Annotated in this window: 14 protein-coding genes and 1 tRNA gene; 5 read left to right on the top strand and 10 right to left on the bottom strand. The window is 54.3% G+C overall.

Features of this window, described 5'->3' with window-relative positions; all coding sequences use genetic code 11:
- Positions 1–43 precede the first annotated feature (43 nt).
- A complete protein-coding gene (locus FJM65_RS16855) occupies positions 44–352 on the bottom strand; it encodes an ArsR/SmtB family transcription factor (protein ID WP_140622803.1) in 309 nt (102 codons plus the stop codon).
- Between the two features lie 122 nt (positions 353–474).
- Between FJM65_RS16855 and FJM65_RS16860 the strand changes: the two genes are divergently transcribed.
- Genes FJM65_RS16860 through FJM65_RS16870 form a run of 3 tightly spaced genes read left to right on the top strand, consistent with a single transcriptional unit; the run spans position 475 to position 4,009 of the window.
- A complete protein-coding gene (locus FJM65_RS16860; RefSeq protein WP_140622804.1) occupies positions 475–1,548 on the top strand; it encodes an anhydro-N-acetylmuramic acid kinase in 1,074 nt (357 codons plus the stop codon).
- Positions 1,549–1,592: 44 nt separating this feature from the next.
- Positions 1,593–2,825, top strand: coding sequence for a Glu/Leu/Phe/Val dehydrogenase dimerization domain-containing protein (locus tag FJM65_RS16865; RefSeq protein WP_140622806.1), 1,233 nt, complete (start codon positions 1,593–1,595; stop codon positions 2,823–2,825).
- A gap of 11 nt (positions 2,826–2,836) precedes the next feature.
- A complete protein-coding gene (locus FJM65_RS16870) occupies positions 2,837–4,009 on the top strand; it encodes a mechanosensitive ion channel family protein (protein ID WP_140622809.1) in 1,173 nt (390 codons plus the stop codon).
- A 305-nt stretch (positions 4,010–4,314) separates the two neighbouring features.
- Here the strand turns inward: FJM65_RS16870 and FJM65_RS16875 are convergent, their stop codons facing one another.
- A complete protein-coding gene (locus tag FJM65_RS16875; RefSeq protein WP_140622811.1) occupies positions 4,315–6,822 on the bottom strand; it encodes an AsmA-like C-terminal region-containing protein in 2,508 nt (835 codons plus the stop codon).
- 187 nt (positions 6,823–7,009) lie between these two features.
- Here FJM65_RS16875 and FJM65_RS16880 point away from each other — a divergent pair.
- Positions 7,010–7,084, top strand: a tRNA-Val gene (locus FJM65_RS16880).
- 181 nt (positions 7,085–7,265) lie between these two features.
- On the opposite strand, the gene coaE is transcribed toward FJM65_RS16880, so the two are convergent.
- From coaE to FJM65_RS16920, 8 genes are all read right to left on the bottom strand, one after another.
- Positions 7,266–7,862 (bottom strand): dephospho-CoA kinase, encoded by a 597-nt coding sequence (gene coaE, locus FJM65_RS16885; protein WP_140622813.1) that lies wholly within the window; start codon positions 7,860–7,862, stop codon positions 7,266–7,268.
- Positions 7,862–8,800, bottom strand: a complete 939-nt coding sequence (locus FJM65_RS16890; RefSeq protein ID WP_239022996.1) for a hypothetical protein — start codon at positions 8,798–8,800, stop codon at positions 7,862–7,864. Before FJM65_RS16890 ends, coaE begins: the two co-directional genes overlap by 1 nt.
- A gap of 41 nt (positions 8,801–8,841) precedes the next feature.
- Positions 8,842–9,150 (bottom strand): preprotein translocase subunit YajC, encoded by a 309-nt coding sequence (gene yajC / locus FJM65_RS16895; RefSeq protein ID WP_140622817.1) that lies wholly within the window; start codon positions 9,148–9,150, stop codon positions 8,842–8,844.
- A 33-nt stretch (positions 9,151–9,183) separates the two neighbouring features.
- The gene (locus FJM65_RS16900) at positions 9,184–9,729 is read right to left on the bottom strand and encodes a DUF1573 domain-containing protein (RefSeq protein ID WP_140622819.1); all 546 of its coding nucleotides are present in this window, start codon (positions 9,727–9,729) and stop codon (positions 9,184–9,186) included.
- Between the two features lie 21 nt (positions 9,730–9,750).
- Positions 9,751–10,749: an isocitrate/isopropylmalate dehydrogenase family protein gene (locus tag FJM65_RS16905; protein ID WP_140622821.1), complete on the bottom strand. Its 999-nt coding sequence runs from the start codon at positions 10,747–10,749 to the stop codon at positions 9,751–9,753.
- A gap of 8 nt (positions 10,750–10,757) precedes the next feature.
- Positions 10,758–11,063 carry a YtxH domain-containing protein gene (locus FJM65_RS16910; RefSeq protein ID WP_140622823.1) on the bottom strand — a complete coding sequence of 102 codons (306 nt, stop codon included), beginning with the start codon at positions 11,061–11,063 and terminating at the stop codon, positions 10,758–10,760.
- 90 nt (positions 11,064–11,153) lie between these two features.
- Positions 11,154–12,326 carry a transcription antitermination factor NusB gene (gene nusB, locus FJM65_RS16915; RefSeq protein ID WP_140622825.1) on the bottom strand — a complete coding sequence of 391 codons (1,173 nt, stop codon included), beginning with the start codon at positions 12,324–12,326 and terminating at the stop codon, positions 11,154–11,156.
- A gap of 189 nt (positions 12,327–12,515) precedes the next feature.
- Complete coding sequence (locus FJM65_RS16920; RefSeq protein WP_140622827.1) at positions 12,516–13,616, bottom strand: Glu/Leu/Phe/Val family dehydrogenase; 1,101 nt, start codon at positions 13,614–13,616, stop codon at positions 12,516–12,518.
- Positions 13,617–13,770: 154 nt separating this feature from the next.
- Here FJM65_RS16920 and FJM65_RS16925 point away from each other — a divergent pair, with 154 nt between their 5' ends.
- Positions 13,771–15,552, top strand: coding sequence for an ABC transporter ATP-binding protein (locus tag FJM65_RS16925; protein ID WP_140622829.1), 1,782 nt, complete (start codon positions 13,771–13,773; stop codon positions 15,550–15,552).
- Positions 15,553–15,625: the final 73 nt, after the last annotated feature.

Consider the following 15,625-nt stretch of genomic DNA (forward strand, 5'->3'; position numbering starts at 1 on the left):
TTCCACTGGCAACCTGATACTGCACTTGGGTGCAGGCTCGTGCTTATATATCAATACAGCACTCTTCCAGGCAGTCGATTACATCAATCAGTTTCGGGATAGCCAGCGAATAATAAATCTTTGTTCCCACTTTAAAAGACGAGAGCACGCCCTTGTCTTTCAGCGTAATCAGGTGTTGCGATGCAATGGCCTGGGGCAGGTCTAACTGCTTATAAATCTCTGTAACAGTTAATTTATCCTCCTTCCCAAGCAAATCCACGATCGCCAGTCTTTTGGGGTGTGCCAGTACCTTCAGCATGGCTGCCGCCTTATCTATCTTCTTCGATTCAACTCTTGACAACAAACTTTTCATAATTAAAAATATACCTAACAGTTTCTACAATTCATTTATTCAATCCTATTCATAATAAGATATATACGAAGCCTGCACTATTTGGCTGAATATCATTGCCGTGCTTTTAGTATTTTTGGCCAATGGACACTTCTTATCATGTAATCGGGCTAATGTCCGGGACGTCGCTCGACGGCTTGGATATAGCACACTGTAGATTTACGTACAAATCTCATAATTGGATATATGAGATACTGAATACTACTACATTAACATATACTAATGAACTAATTGACTCCCTCCGGGATGCCGAGACTGCCAGCGGTCTGGAACTGGTGGAGCTGGACCATGCCTTCGGCAGGTTCATGGGCCAACAGGTTCATGAGTTTGTACAACAACACGGAATCCGCCCTGATTTTGTTGCCTCCCACGGCCACACCATTTTCCACCAGCCCGGCAAACACATCTCGCTGCAGCTGGGCCACGGCGCCTACCTGGCCGCCCACGCACAGCTGCCGGTTGTCTCGGACTTCCGCACCCTCGACATAGCCTTGGGCGGGCAGGGCGCTCCGCTGGTGCCCATCGGCGATGCGCTGCTGTTCGGCAAGTATGACTACTGCATAAACCTGGGAGGCATAGCCAATGTTTCTTACTCCCATAACGGCAAGCGGCTGGCTTTCGACACAAGCGCCTGCAATATGCTGCTGAACACGCTGGCCAACAGCGTGGGCAAGCCCTATGATAACAACGGCGAGCTGGCCCGCTCCGGTATGCTGGCGCCACAGCTGCTGGAGGCCCTGAACAGACCGGCATACTTCCTGGACCCGGCGCCCAAGTCGCTGGGCAAGGAGTGGATACTGGAGCACAGCCTGAAGAGCATAGAGGAGAGCGCAGCCTCCGTGGCCGACAAGCTGCACACGGTTTGCCACCACATAGCCCAACAGCTGCGCCAGGCACTGCCACAGCTGCACGAGGGGCAGCACCATGTACTGCTCACCGGCGGCGGCGCGTTTAACGGCTACCTGGTGGAGCAGATACAGCAACAGCTGGGGTCAAAGTATAACGTGGAGGTGCCGGCCCCGGAGGTAGTGTCGTTTAAGGAGGCGCTGATCTTTGCCTTTCTGGGGGTGCTGCGCTGGCGCGGCGAACACAATTGCCTCAGTAGCGTTACGGGGGCCAGCCGCGACAACATTGGCGGCGCCATTTACCTGTTTTAAGTTTTGTACCTTTGCTCAACCCAAAACACAACCTATAAACTGGAATGAAAGACTTACTTGAGAAATTCGAGAACAAGAGACCTGAGATAGTATTTGAGTGGAAAGACCCTGATACAGAGGCTGAAGGCTGGGTAGTGATCAACTCGCTGCGCGGCGGTGCGGCAGGCGGGGGCACACGTATGCGCAAAGGCCTGGATAAGCGTGAAGTGGAGTCTCTGGCCAAGACCATGGAAGTGAAATTCACGGTATCCGGCCCGGCCATTGGCGGCGCCAAGTCCGGCATCAACTTCGACCCGGCCGACCCGCGCAAGCGCGGCGTGCTGGAGCGCTGGTACAAGGCTGTTATCCCGCTCCTGAAAAGCTACTACGGCACCGGCGGCGACCTGAACGTGGATGAGATACACGAGGTAATCCCGATTACGGAGGACTATGGCCTGTGGCACCCGCAGGAGGGCGTGGTAAACGGGCACTTTAACGCCACCGAGCCGCAGAAGATAAACAAGATAGGGCAGCTGCGCCAGGGCGTGGTAAAGGTGATTGAGGACCCGCACTTCTCCCCTTCCACCGCCCGCAAGTACACGATTGCCGACATGATCACGGGCTATGGCGTGGCCGAGGCCGTGCGCCACTACTACAGCATCTGGGGCGGAGCCTTTGAGGGCAAGCGCGCTATTATACAGGGCTGGGGCAACGTAGGGGCCGCGGCGGCTTTTTACCTTGCCTCTAAAGGCGTTAAAATAGTAGGTATCATCGACAGGGCCGGCGGCCTTATCAACGACAAAGGCTATACTTTTGAGGAGATCACGGACCTGTTCCTGAACCGCCAAGGCAACGCGCTCAGCCCTAACACGGCAGGCATACTTTCGTTTGAGGACGCGAACAGCCGCATCTGGGACCTTCCGGCTGAGATTTTTATACCTGCCGCCGCCTCCAGGCTGGTAACGCGCGAGCAGGTGGAGCGCATGGTGCAGAGCGGCATGGAGGTGATCTCCTGCGGCGCCAACGTGCCGTTCCAGGACCCGGAGATCTTCTTTGGACCAACCGGTGAGTTTGCCGACCGCAACCTATCCGTCATCCCTGACTTTATCGCCAACTGCGGCATGGCGCGCGTGTTTGCCTACCTAATGGAAAGCGATGTGGAGATAACGGACGAGGCCATCTTCAGCGACACTTCCGACATTATCCGTACTGCCTTGGAGAAATCGCATGAGAAGCGGGTGCAGAAAACCGAGATTGCCAAGACAAGCTTCGAGATAGCCCTAAGCCAGCTGCTTTAAAATTAGTACCGATGAACTGGGAGGCTTTTATACAGAGCGGTTGGCTCCGCCAGGAATTTTTGGGTAACACCGTGGGCGAATACCTGCTCACGGCGGCCATCCTGCTTTTTGGCTACATCTTCAAAACACTTTTCTCTAGATTGATCTCGGGGCTGGTGTACAAGCTGGGTAATAGATTTTGGCAGGAGGCGGACCTGGCAGAGTTTCGGCGCCTGCTTATTCAGCCACTGGAGGTGCTGCTGTTTCTGGTGTTTTTATACCTGGCTTTCCAGGTGCTGGATTATCCGGTAAAGCCCGACGACCTGCAGGAGGGCGACCCGTTCCTGAAGACGTTCCTGTTCCGCACGTACCAGGTGTTCATCATCGTGGCGCTAACGTGGGTGCTGCTGCGCTTTATAGACTTTGTGGGGCTGGTGTTTACCTACCGCACCCAAAAAACCGCTTCTAAGCTAGACGATCAGCTGGTGCCTTTCTTCAAGGACTTCACGAAGGTGATAGTCGTGATCTTCTCTTTCCTGGTGATGCTGGGCTCAGTGTTTGGCGTGAACGTGACAGGTTTGGTGGCCGGCCTTGGCGTAGGCGGTTTGGCTGTTGCCTTTGCCGCCAAAGAGAGCCTGGAGAACCTGTTAGCCTCTTTCACCATTTTTCTGGATAAGCCTTTTATGGCCGGAGACCTGGTGCAGGTGGGCGACCTGATAGGCGTTGTAGAGAAAGTGGGGTTCCGGAGCACGCGCATCCGCACGCTGGAGAAAAGCTTTGTAACAGTGCCTAACAAGCTCATGATCGACAAGCCGCTGGACAACCTGACGCTGCGCACCTTCCGCCGCGCCAAGTTCGACGTGACGCTTACCTACGATACCTCTTCCGCCCAACTCAGGGCCATCACCCGCGACATACAGGCCTACCTGGACCAGCACCCGCGCACCAACCAGGACGGGCGCGTGCGCTTCCTGAACCTGGGGCCTCACTCCAAGGATGTGATGGTGCAGTATTACGTAGACACGATGGACTGGAACGAGTTCATCGACATCAAAGAAGAGATCAACTATAAGATTGTGGAGATTGTGGAGAGCCACGGCGCCGAGTTTGCCTTCCCGACCCAGACGGTGTACCTGCAAAAGCCTGAAGCCAAGCCAGTGCCCCCTGCACAGAAACCATACTTTGGCAGCTCTGACCTGGAGTAGCCACAAATAAAAAAGCCGGAGAAGCTCCGGCTTTTTTTTCACCCTTATATCTTATTTCCTTATGAATTTCGTGTTTCCTTGGCACTTGCCTGTGCGGCGGTGCCTATCCTTCCTCTTCTCCTAGCAACCTGTTTGTTGCTGATTTGCTCTCTTTAACGGGATGCTTCCCCCTCTGTTACACACAAAGTATAACATTTCCGATGTATGGCCTTTATTTTCGGGTAAACTGCCCCTATTTACAAGTAAAGCGATGTAACTTTTTCCCGGCAACGCGCACTTGAGCTATTAAACGCTATTATTCCTGCTTAGTCGAAGTCAAAATACTCGCCCTCCTGCAGCTCTACTTCCTTCTCCTGCTGCTTGGGCTTCTTGCCGCGCAGCAGGTCGCGTAGCTCCTGCCCTTCCTGCTTCAGGTCTGTCTTTATCTTCTCCCGCACCCGCACATTGTCATAAGCTATCTTAAAGTCGCTCTCGCTGCCTTTCAGCGTCAGGAACAGGTTGCTATTGCCTGCGTCAGGGTCTTCGGCCACTGTACCGAAGCGGGCGTCCTTATCGGGCTTGCGGTTGCTAAAGAGCGGCAGCTTTATCTTATAGTCCATCTTTTGGTCGAAGGTATGGGTGCCAGACACCGACACCACCGGCGCGGCCGACAGGTTGGAGCGGATGTCCATCTCCGGAATGTAGATCGTGCCCTGCTGTATCCAAAAGGAGTTGTGCAGTTCGGCAAAGCGCATATTAGCCAGCTCAGAGCGCTTCACAAACGCCGACATCTTCTGCATAGGCGGGAAGTTGATGAGCTGCCCGTTGCGCACGGTAGCCTGTATCTCTGCCTGCAGCAGGTCGGTTTTAGGGCTGAGCTGGCTATCGAAGTATACATCTGAGATGATGTTGGCCGTGAGGAGGCCGCGCAGGTGGCGCTCCTCTATAAAGTTCTGGTGGAAATTCTCGAATACATAGAAGAGACTGTCTACGCTCATGTTGTTGAGCTTTGCGGCGGTGCTCACCTTAATGTGGTCGCGGGTGCGGGCATCCAGGTTTCCGCGCACGGCAAAGTCTCCGCCTATGGCCTGAAAAGAAATGTTCGGCGACGACACCACCTGGTTGCGCAGCTTTACCTGCCCCTCAATGTTCTTTCCCCTGAACCTCCGGAACCGCATCCGGTCGATGGAGGCGCTCAGGTCGAAGGCGATGTCTGGCGAGATAAGGAATTTATACTCCTCGCCGGTGCGGGCCGCCTCCGGTGTGTTCTGCTCCTCGCTCAGCAGCTGATCGAAATTCAGGTACTGGCTCTTGAAATCGGCCTCCACCAGCAGGCGCTGCTTGTCCAGTATAAGCCAGGCCATCACGTTCTTAAACATCCCGTTGATGGTAAAGTCAGACTCGCCCAATTGGCCTTTAAAATCAGACACAGCCACGTCGTTGCGCTTAAACATAAAGTTGCCGTTCAGGCTGCGCATTGGCAGCGGCATCTCCTGCAGTGTCAGCGACACGTTGTGCAGCGTGATGTCGCCGGTGGTGTTGAGCGTGCTGTTGCCTGGGCGGGCCTTAAACTCGTTCAGGTTGCCGGAGAAGGCGATGCGCACGTCTGCTAGCCCGCTCCCGCTGCGCACCTGCTCTATTTTGGCCAGCCCCAGCACATAGCCCACATCCAGCATGCCCTGCACATCAAACGCGATGTAGGGGTTGTCGAAGTTGCTATACTTCAGGTTGCCTTTAAACGGCCTGCCGTTCAGCATGCCCTTCAGCTCCCTCAGCTCCAGCACCGATGTGGCTGCCTTATGTTGCTCGCCGTTCGTAAAACTGCCTGTCAGGTAGATCTTTTCCACACGCTGCTGCACATCGGGGTGGAAAAAGGAAGCATCGCGCGCGCCGAAGTTTATATTTATACTTGGCATGTGCTTGCCAGAGGCCTGTCCCTTCACGGTGCCGTTAAAGTATACTTCGCCCTCGCTGCGGTACTGGCTAAACTCCTCGGTCATACTTTGGGGCAGCAGCGAGAGCAGCGACTGCACGTTGGTGTTCTTGCCTTCCACCTGCAGGTCCAGCTCCGTCACGCCACTATAAGCGATCGCTCCGCCCACCTCGTAGGCCGCCTCCCCTACCTGCACCACTGAGGGCCGCAACGCAATGGTCTGCGCCTGCCGGTTTATACTTAGCGCCGAGGCAAGGTTCACCTTCTTTCCTTTAAAATACTCGCCCGTGCCTACTTTTATAGTATGGATCGTAGCCTGCCCGTCCGCCTCGATGTCTATGGTTTCGGGGGAAATGGCCAGGGCGGCAGCCAGCTGGTGCGCCTCCACCTCGTAGGTCTGCTTGAGCTGCTGGTCGATGTAATGCACGGCCACTTCGCGCAGGTTTATACTTTCCAGATCAAAGGAAAAGTCGCTGCTGGAGGAAGTAGTGTCGGTGGCGATGATCTGGTAGTTCACCTGCCCGTCGGGCAGCACCTTCACGTATACTTCGCCCTGTTCCATGTAAAACTCTTTCACGCTATACTCGCCGCGCAGCACATCCCAAAGGCTAAAGGTAAAGTATAGCTTCTCGGCCCGCGCCAGCGACTCCTCGCTCTCCGGCAGCCCCTCGTGCACGTTCACCTCGTCCAGCGAAACAGCTACCTGCGGAAACTTGTCGAAGAGCGAGAGCGAAATCTGCCGCACATCCACCTTTGTTTTGATGTGCTTGTTGGCCTCGGCCACAAAAAGCCCGATTATTTTATCCTGATAGGTGTATACCAGCGCCAACGCCAAAGCAAGGGCTGCCACAAAAATAGCGACGCCATAAAATAGCACTTTTTTTACCGCTCCAATTTCCACCTATCGAAAGTTCAGATTTTTAGCACCTTACAAAACCTAAAGGTAGTGCAGTAATAACACGCGAACAATAGCACATTGCCGTTGAAAAAATATTTCAGAAATTTTTCGCAAATGTTTTGCAGTCTCAAAAATAACCTCCATATTTGCATCATCAAACGGGGACAAAAGGTCTTTAAAAAAGAAAAAAGGGGTGTTAGCTCAGCTGGTTCAGAGCACCTGCCTTACAAGCAGGGGGTCACTGGTTCGAATCCAGTACGCCCCACAAAAGGACAACTGCAAAGTTGTCCTTTTTTTATATCTATACTTTTCTATTTCTGCCCCCGCAGGCCAACGCGCAGCATAGCCTATACCTTACCAACGGCTTTGCCCCGGGCATAGTATATCTCTCCCCCTGCCGCTCCGGCAGTTGTAAGCTTCTTCAGGAAATTATCGGTTTATACTTGCTAGGCCTGCGCCCTAGAAAACAGCTCGTGCAACGCCAGCACCTGCGGGATGATGAGGTGCTCGTCGTCGTTGTAGATGATGTGCTGGGCGCGGCGCAGCTTCTCTTCCTCGCTCATTTGCCGGGCAATGATGGCCTTGATGTCGGCCTCTGTGCGGTGGGTGTCGCGCTTTAGCAGGCGCTTCATGCGAAGGTGCAGCGGTGCGGAAACCACAATGACCTGGTCCAGTTGCCGCCACGAGTCCGACTCATACATGAGCGCAGCCTCTTTTAGCACGTACGGCTTGTGGGCATGCAAGGCAGCCCAGGCTTCAAAGTCTTTGCCCACGTGCGGGTGCACCAGGGCGTTCAGCCGCTCCAGTTGCGGCGGGTTGTTAAACACCACGCTGGCCAGGTAGGCTCTATCCAACTCCCCGGCAGCGGTAAAGGTGGCACCGCCGAAAGCCTCCTGCAGCTCCTGCCGCAGTTCCCGGTCGTGGTGCATCACCCATTTGGCACGGGTATCGGCATCATACACCGGCACGCCTAGCAAGGCAAACATTCGGCTCACGATGGTTTTGCCCGTGCCTATGCCCCCGGTTATTCCGATCTTCAGCATTACTTGCGCCTGGAAACTTTTATGCGGTTAGGCCACACCTGCACATTGCGTATGCCGCGTGGCTGCTGCACGAGCTCCGGCACCAGGGTAGAGTCGATGGGGTTAAACCTGCTGTAGTCCAGCACGGCCTTGAAAGCGGTGCGGTTTAGCGCTGGCACAGAATCTTGCAGCACCTGGTAACGCACCACCACAATGGACGGGCGCAGGCTGAGCTTTGCCCCCTCCGGCACGTTTACCAACTCAGGCAGCAGCTGCCGCTCCTCCGGCACCAGGCCCTTTACGTTTACGCTCACCTGCGCCTCCTCTACATCAGCCTCCACCAATGACTGATAGTCATAGTTTACCGGCACAGACACCTCTGTGGGCTCCACCAGGCTTTGCTCAGGCAAGCGCAGCAGGAAAGGGTTCGGCAGGCTGTCTATGAGTGAGGCGGGGCCGGTAAAAGTAATGCTGTCGGGGTTAATGCGCACGGGTCCCACAATGGTATGCAGGTTATCAGTCAGCCTCTGGCTTGGGTCCAGGCGTAGCGCCATGCGCTTCTGCACCTTGGGGTCGAAGTCGAAGTAGATGGTGTCCGTAACCACAAAGTTAAGTTGGAGGCCATCGAGGGCATTGACCAGCGAAGGGCGCAGGGCAGAGCCAAGCAGGTAGTTGTTGCGGGGCAGGTCGCGGATATAGATTTCGGCGGGCTGCACATCCAGCCGCAGGCTCTTGCGCAGCAGCTTCCAGCCTTTGCCGGTCACGTTGATATCCACCTCCTGTGGCAGCGGCTTTATGGGCACCAGCTGCCTATCGTTATACACAAACCGGATAGGATAAGAGGTTTGCGTACTGTAGCTTTTGTTCAGGGCGTTAAGGAGCCAAAAGGTAGAGGCCGCCACAAAACAAAGCAGTACTATTCGCCAGTAGTGCTTTGTTCGTGGCTGAAATGGCCTCATAAACCATAAGGCTATATTTTTTACTCCCTCTAAAGCCAATGTTAGGCTGGTTTTTGCACGCGCATGGTAGCTTCCATGGACACGGCTGTTTTATCGAATGTCAGGCGTACGCCTTTGTCCACTTCTAACGTAATGGTATCGTCGTCTATTGCAATCAGCTTGCCGTGCATGCCGCCAATCGTAATGATGGTCATGCCCTTGGTCAGCTCCTCGCGGAACTTCTTCTGGTCGCGCACTTTTTTCTGCTGTGGGCGGATCATGAAGAAGTAAAACACAAGTATAATGGCTCCGAACATGAGCAGCTGAGGCAGCATGCCGCCGTCCGGCGTCTGAAGAAGTATATTGTTCATCTTTGGTGTATTCTCTTATTAGCTAAGCAAAAACTAGTTGCGGCGAACCGGGCCACTGGCGCCAGCTGCCGGAATGCTGCTGCTTTCCACATTGCCTTTCAGGGCCACGCGCACAATGTTAGGCTGGGTGTTGGCACGGATGGTAACGGTTGGCTGCTGCTGGCCCATTTTGCCGGTGCTGTTAAACTTAACGGCTACTTTGCCAGTCTCGCCTGGTGCAATAGGCTCTTTAGGCCAGTCAGGTACCGTACAGCCGCAGGTGGCCGAGGCGCTTTCGATGATCAGCGGCGTTTTGCCGGTGTTGGTGAACATAAAAGTATGCTCTATTGACTCACCCTGCTTAATAGAGCCAAAGTCATACTCTGTTTCCTCGAACGACATGACAGGCGCGTTCTCAGAAGGGGCAGCCTGGTCTTCTGTGGCGGCAGGCGCCACATTCGGGTTCTCGATTGGCTGGGCCGTTGCCTCAGTTGCGGTGTTCTCTGCCACGGCTTCGTTGCCGGTGGTGCTGTTGTTGTCACAGCTTGTAGCGAACATGGCTACTGCCAGGCCCGCTACCAAAAACAGGTTCTTTTTCATAATACTTTAGGGCTACTATGGTTAAAGTTTCGCGATGATGTTTTGAGCAAACTCCATGGTGCCTGCCTTGCCGCCCAGGTCGCCGGTGCACTCCTCTTTGTTCGCCAAAGTGGCTTCCAGCGCAGACTCTATGCGGTTTGCCTCGTCCTTCAGGTCCAGGTGGTGCAGCATCATGATGGCAGAGCGCAGCAGGGCAGTTGGGTTGGCAATGCCTTTGCCGGCAATGTCCGGGGCTGAGCCGTGCACGGCCTCAAAGATGGCCATCTCGTCGCCGATGTTGGCGCCGGCCACCACGCCCAGTCCGCCTACCAGGCCTGCGCACAGGTCAGACAGAATATCGCCAAACAGGTTTGTCGTCACGATCACGTCAAACTGCTCTGGCTTGGCCACCAGCTGCATGCACATGTTGTCGATGATCTTGTCGTCAGCCTGGATGTGCGGGTAGTCTTTCGCAGCGGCTCTGAACTCATCCAGGAACAGGGCGCCGGCGCTTTTCAGGATATTCGCCTTGTGCACAGCGGTTACCTTCTTGCAGCCATGCTTGTCGGCATAGGCAAACGCGGCTCTCACGATTTTGCGGCAGCCTACGCGCGTCAGGCGGGCCACAGAGTCGGAGATCTGCAGGCGCTCGTCGAACATCTCCAGGCCAGAATACAGGCCTTCGGTGTTCTCGCGGAACAGCACTGAGTTTACGTTGTCGAAGCGGGTTTCTACGCCTTTGGTCGTCTTGGCCGGCCTCACGTTAGAGTAGAGGTCGAACATCTGGCGCAGCTGCACATTTATACTTTTAAAGCCTTTGCCAACCGGCGTGGTAATAGGGCCTTTCAGGGCCACTTTGTTTTTCTTAAGAGAAGCGATCAGCGTTTCTGGTATCAGCTCGCCGATGGCATCAAAGGTAGTCTGGCCTGCGTTCTCTTCTTCCCAGGTTACGGGAACGTTTGCTGCGCTAAAGATGGCTTTTACAGCTTCGGTTATCTCAGGTCCAATCCCGTCGCCGGGGATAAGGGTTACTTGTCTCATGGTAAAGTTTACAGTTCTTTCCTGCTATTAATTTCGTTGATGAGCGAGTCTACGTCGCCAAGCAGCTTCTCGGCTTTCTCTTTCGCGTCCTGTATCACGCGCTGCCCCTCCGACTTGGCTGTGGTGGGCATGTTCTCGCCTTTGGCGATCAGCTGCTCCAGCAGGTCCGAAAGGGTGTCGCGGTATTTTTCCAGTCTATAGCTCAGCCAGTTTCTTGTTTCGCGGCCTTTCTCCGGGGCGAAAAGCAGGCCGGCCGCAGCTCCTACAGCGGCGCCGGAAACGAAAGCCAGTAGCGCACTTGTCTTTTTACTCATAGTCTCTTTTTATGCTTTATAATCTCGGGTACAAACTTTTCCTCTTCTACGGAGAAAACGCTGCAAAGGCCGTTGCTGGTTTTTGCAAGCTTATTTGTTGTCTATCAAGCCGCGGCCCGATTTACGGATATCGCCTTTGGCGCTAAGCTCCTGTGCCATCTTATCCAGCACACCGTTGATAAACTGCTTGCTCTTAGGGGTGCTGTACAGCTTCGAGATCTCGATGTACTCGTTGATGGTTACCTTAACCGGGATGCTGCGGAAGATGTGCATCTCACAGAGGGCCATCTTCAGGATAATTTTATCGAGCAGGGCCACGCGCTCCACGTCCCAGTTCTTCACGCTGGCTGCTATCATGGCCTCATATTTCTCGTCCTGCTCTACCGTCTGGAAGTATAAATCCTCAAAGAAGGCCTTATCGTCTTCCCAGTTGGCCGACAGGTCCAGGAGCTGCTTGTCTTCCTCGGCTTCCTCACCGAAAATCTTCACGGTTTTGTTCACCAGGCTTCTCACGATGGACTTGTTCTCCACCCAGTTCAAGTCCTGCTCCTCAAACAAAGATTGTAAGTTTTTTTCTTTAAAGATAATGTTTTTGAAAATATGTTTCACCACCTCTACGTCCTCTTCCAGGGTATGCTCGGGCTGCTTCACATAGTCCAGAAACACGTCGTCCTTCTTCAGGATGTTCTTGTAAACGGCGCGAATCTCGCTGATGTCGGAGCCCCAGCTGATGTTGCGGCGGATGATGCTCTCCTGGTAAGACGGGCTCTGCAGCAGGCGCTGCACCACCTTGTTGCGCAGGAAACCGGTGGTATCGGGGCCTTCGGCGGCGGTGTAGCGGTTGGCTTTCTTCTCCTCCTCTTCCTCTATCAGGCTCACAATCACCTCCAGAATCTGCAGCGTGCCCAGGTAATGGTCGTAGATGCGCTCCACGGCGCTCAGCATCTGGTTGCCGTAGTACTTAAAGTCTTTCTTGGTGGCGTTGTTGTAAAAGGCAATCGCTCTGTTAACCGCATCAATGGCTTCCTTGTCGGCGCCCTCTGCATCGTACTCCTGCTTCTCGTGCCACTCCTTAAACATCAGGGTGGCCATTTGTTTTTTGCCTTCCAGCAGTTTTTTGTCCTGCACCTCCATTGAGTTAAGGTTGGGCGCGAAATCTTCGCTTATCTGGTCCAGGGCCAGCAGATAGTCTGAACCGACGGCTTGCTGATACGCGTAGATGGCCTGCATTGCCTTGATTCGTAGTGTTCTGCGGTTGAGCATATTTTTATTTTAAAGAGCGTGTTGTTTGGTAATGTATAAGGTGGGCCGTAGCCCGGGTAATCTGTTTGCCTACTGTGTAAAAGCGGAAGTAGCAGGCTATAGTTCCGCAAAGGTAACCGGTAAAAACAAAAGTGCCACAAGTTAATGCAGCACTTTTGTCTTTTACAGAATCAGGTCATCTGCTGTAGCTTAGTAGGTAGAGCGTACCTTGCCGATGCTTTCGATGCGTTTCTTGGCCATTTTCATGGCGGCAGCCTGGTTGTGGATGCCCTCTTTCTCGGCGAGCTCAAAGATATCCAGGGTATAGCCGTAGATGCGCTCCGTCTGGGCATAGGCGCTCTCGCGGTTGTAGCCGATCAGCTCAGAGTACACGTTGATCAGGCCGCCGGCGTTGATGAGGAAGTCCGGGGCGTACACGATGCCTTTCTCGATCAGGGCCGGGCCGTGCAGTTTCTCGTCGCGCAGCTGGTTGTTGGCAGAGCCGGCGATCACCTGGCACTTCAGGCGGTTCAGGGTATCATCGTTTACAGTGCCGCCCAGCGCGCACGGAGAGTAGATGTCCACGTCCAGGTCGTAGATCTCATCCATGCCCACTACTTTGGCGCCATACTTCTCGGATACCTCGCGCAGGCGGTCTTCGTAAATATCGGTGATGAAAATCTGGGCGTTCTCTTTAGCCAACAGCTCCACCAGGTAGCCGCCCACGTGGCCAACCCCCTGCACGGATATCTTCTTGCCCTCCAGCGAGTCGGAGCCGAACGCTTTTTTGGCAGCGGCCTTCATGCCCATGTACGTACCGTAAGCCGTAACCGGAGACGGGTCTCCGCTACCGCCCATAGACTCCGGCAGGCCGGCCACGTGCTCGGTCTCCATGCGGATGTACTCCATGTCTTTGGTAGTAGTGCCTACGTCTTCAGCGGTAATATAAGCACCGTTCAGGTTCTTCACAAAACGGCCGTATCTGCGCATAAACGCCTCGCTCTTGTCTTTTTTAGCATCGCCGATGATCACGGCTTTACCGCCACCCAGGTTCAGACCGGAGATGGCCGCCTTGTAGGTCATACCCCTTGAAAGACGGAGAACGTCATCAAGAGCTTCTGCCTCAGAAGCGTAAGACCACATACGGGTACCGCCCAGCGCCGGCCCCAGTACGGTGTTATGAATGCCGATGATGGCTTTCAAACCAGTTTCTTTGTCGTGGCAGAAAACAACTTTCTCGTGATTGTGTTCTGATATCTGATCAAAGACTGATTTGTCTTTTTTCACTTCAACTTCTTTTAATTCCACCATTGATAGTTTTGATTAGGGGTTGTTCTATCTTTGTGAAACAGGGAGGTGAGAGATCACCCACCCTTTTCGCGCTGCAAAATTAAATCTTTTTTTGGTTATTTCAATTTGCTCTCGCTAACTCTACGTAAAAGCGCAAAGGCATCAAGTTCTGACTGTGAAATCGTTACGTTATCTAAATAAATACCTCCTAAAGTATAAGTACCGGCTGCTCCTGGGGCTGCTGTTCACCATCATATCCAACTTCTTTCAGATTTTGCCGGCGCAGGTGGTGCGGCATGCCTTCAACCTGATAAAGGAGGGCATTAACCTGCATGGCCTTTTCGGGGGCATGGCACAGCAGGAGGTGGTGTACGATATCTTCTCCAGAAGCATCCTGGTGTATGGCGTGATCATACTTCTGATGGCGCTGCTGCGGGGCGTGTTCCTGTTTTTCGTGCGCCAGACCATCATCGTGATGAGCCGCCTGATCGAGAACGACCTGAAGAACGAGATTTACGAGCACTACCAGAGCCTGCCGCTCAGCTTCTACCGCCGCAACAACACCGGCGATTTGATGGCGCGCATCTCGGAGGACGTGAGCCGCGTGCGCATGTACGTTGGCCCGGCCATCATGTATGGCATCAACCTCGTCATCCTTTTCCTGATGGTGATCCCCTACATGCTGTCGGTAAACGTGAAGCTGACGCTGTATACATTGATCCCGCTGCCGATACTGGCCATCAGCATTTACTACGTCAACAACATCATCCAGCGCAAGTCCGATGAGATACAGCGCAGCCTCTCGGGCATCACCACCTTTGTGCAGGAGGCGTTCTCAGGCATCCGGGTCATCAAATCCTTTGTGCGGGAGGACGACTCGCATAACAACTTCACCACGGCCAGCAACACTTATAAGGACAAGTCGCTGGAGCTGAACTTCGTGAACTCGCTGTTTTTTCCGCTCGTGCTGTTTCTGGTGGGCCTGAGCACGATCATCACCGTGTACATCGGCGGCCAGGAGGTGATCAACGGCAGCATCACCACCGGTAACATCGCCGAATTTATCATCTACGTGAACATGCTGACCTGGCCGGTGACCTCGCTGGGCTGGACGGCCAGCTTGGTGCAGCGCGCCGCCGCCTCGCAGGAGCGCATCAACGAGTTTCTACACACCAAAAACAACATTGTTCCCCGTGAAAACATCAGCAAAGAGCTCAAGGGCGACATCTGCTTTGAGCACGTGGACTTCGTGTACCCCGACACCGGCATCCATGCCCTGAAGGACGTGTCGTTCGACATCAGGCACGGCGAAACGCTGGCCGTGATCGGCAACACCGGCTCGGGCAAGAGCACCATCGCCAACCTGCTGCCGCGCATGTATGACGTGACGGGCGGGCGTATCCTCATCGACGGCATGGACGTGCGCGACTACAACCTCGACAGCCTGCGCAGCCAGATCGGCTATGTGCCGCAGGATGTGTTCCTGTTCTCCGACTCTATCCGCAACAACATCGGGTTTGGCCTGCCAAGTATAACCGAGGAGCAGATGGTGCAGGCCGCCAAGGATGCCGACGTGTATGAGAACATCGCGCGTTTCCCGGAAGGGTTTAACACCAAGCTGGGTGAGCGCGGCATTACCTTATCCGGCGGCCAGAAGCAGCGGGTGTCCATTGCGCGGGCGCTGGTGCGGGAACCCAGCATCCTCATCCTCGACGACTCGCTTTCGGCTGTGGACACGAAGACCGAGAACGCCATCCTCAACAGCCTGCGCCGCATCATGCAGAACCGCACGAGCATCATCATCTCGCACCGGGTGTCATCGGTAAAATTGGCCGACCGCATACTGGTGCTGGACGACGGGGAGATTGTGCAACACGGCACGCACGAGGAGCTGATAAACCAGGAGGGGCTCTACAAGCAACTATATGAGCGCCAGCTGCAGCAGGAAGACGTGTAAAGTTTACTGATTTTTAGACGCCTTTAGCCATTTCTCATACTTCCTTGGGACATCAAAAGCAGGTAGTGGGATT

This window comes from Pontibacter mangrovi (assembly GCF_006385705.1).
GTDB lineage: Bacteria > Bacteroidota > Bacteroidia > Cytophagales > Hymenobacteraceae > Pontibacter > Pontibacter mangrovi.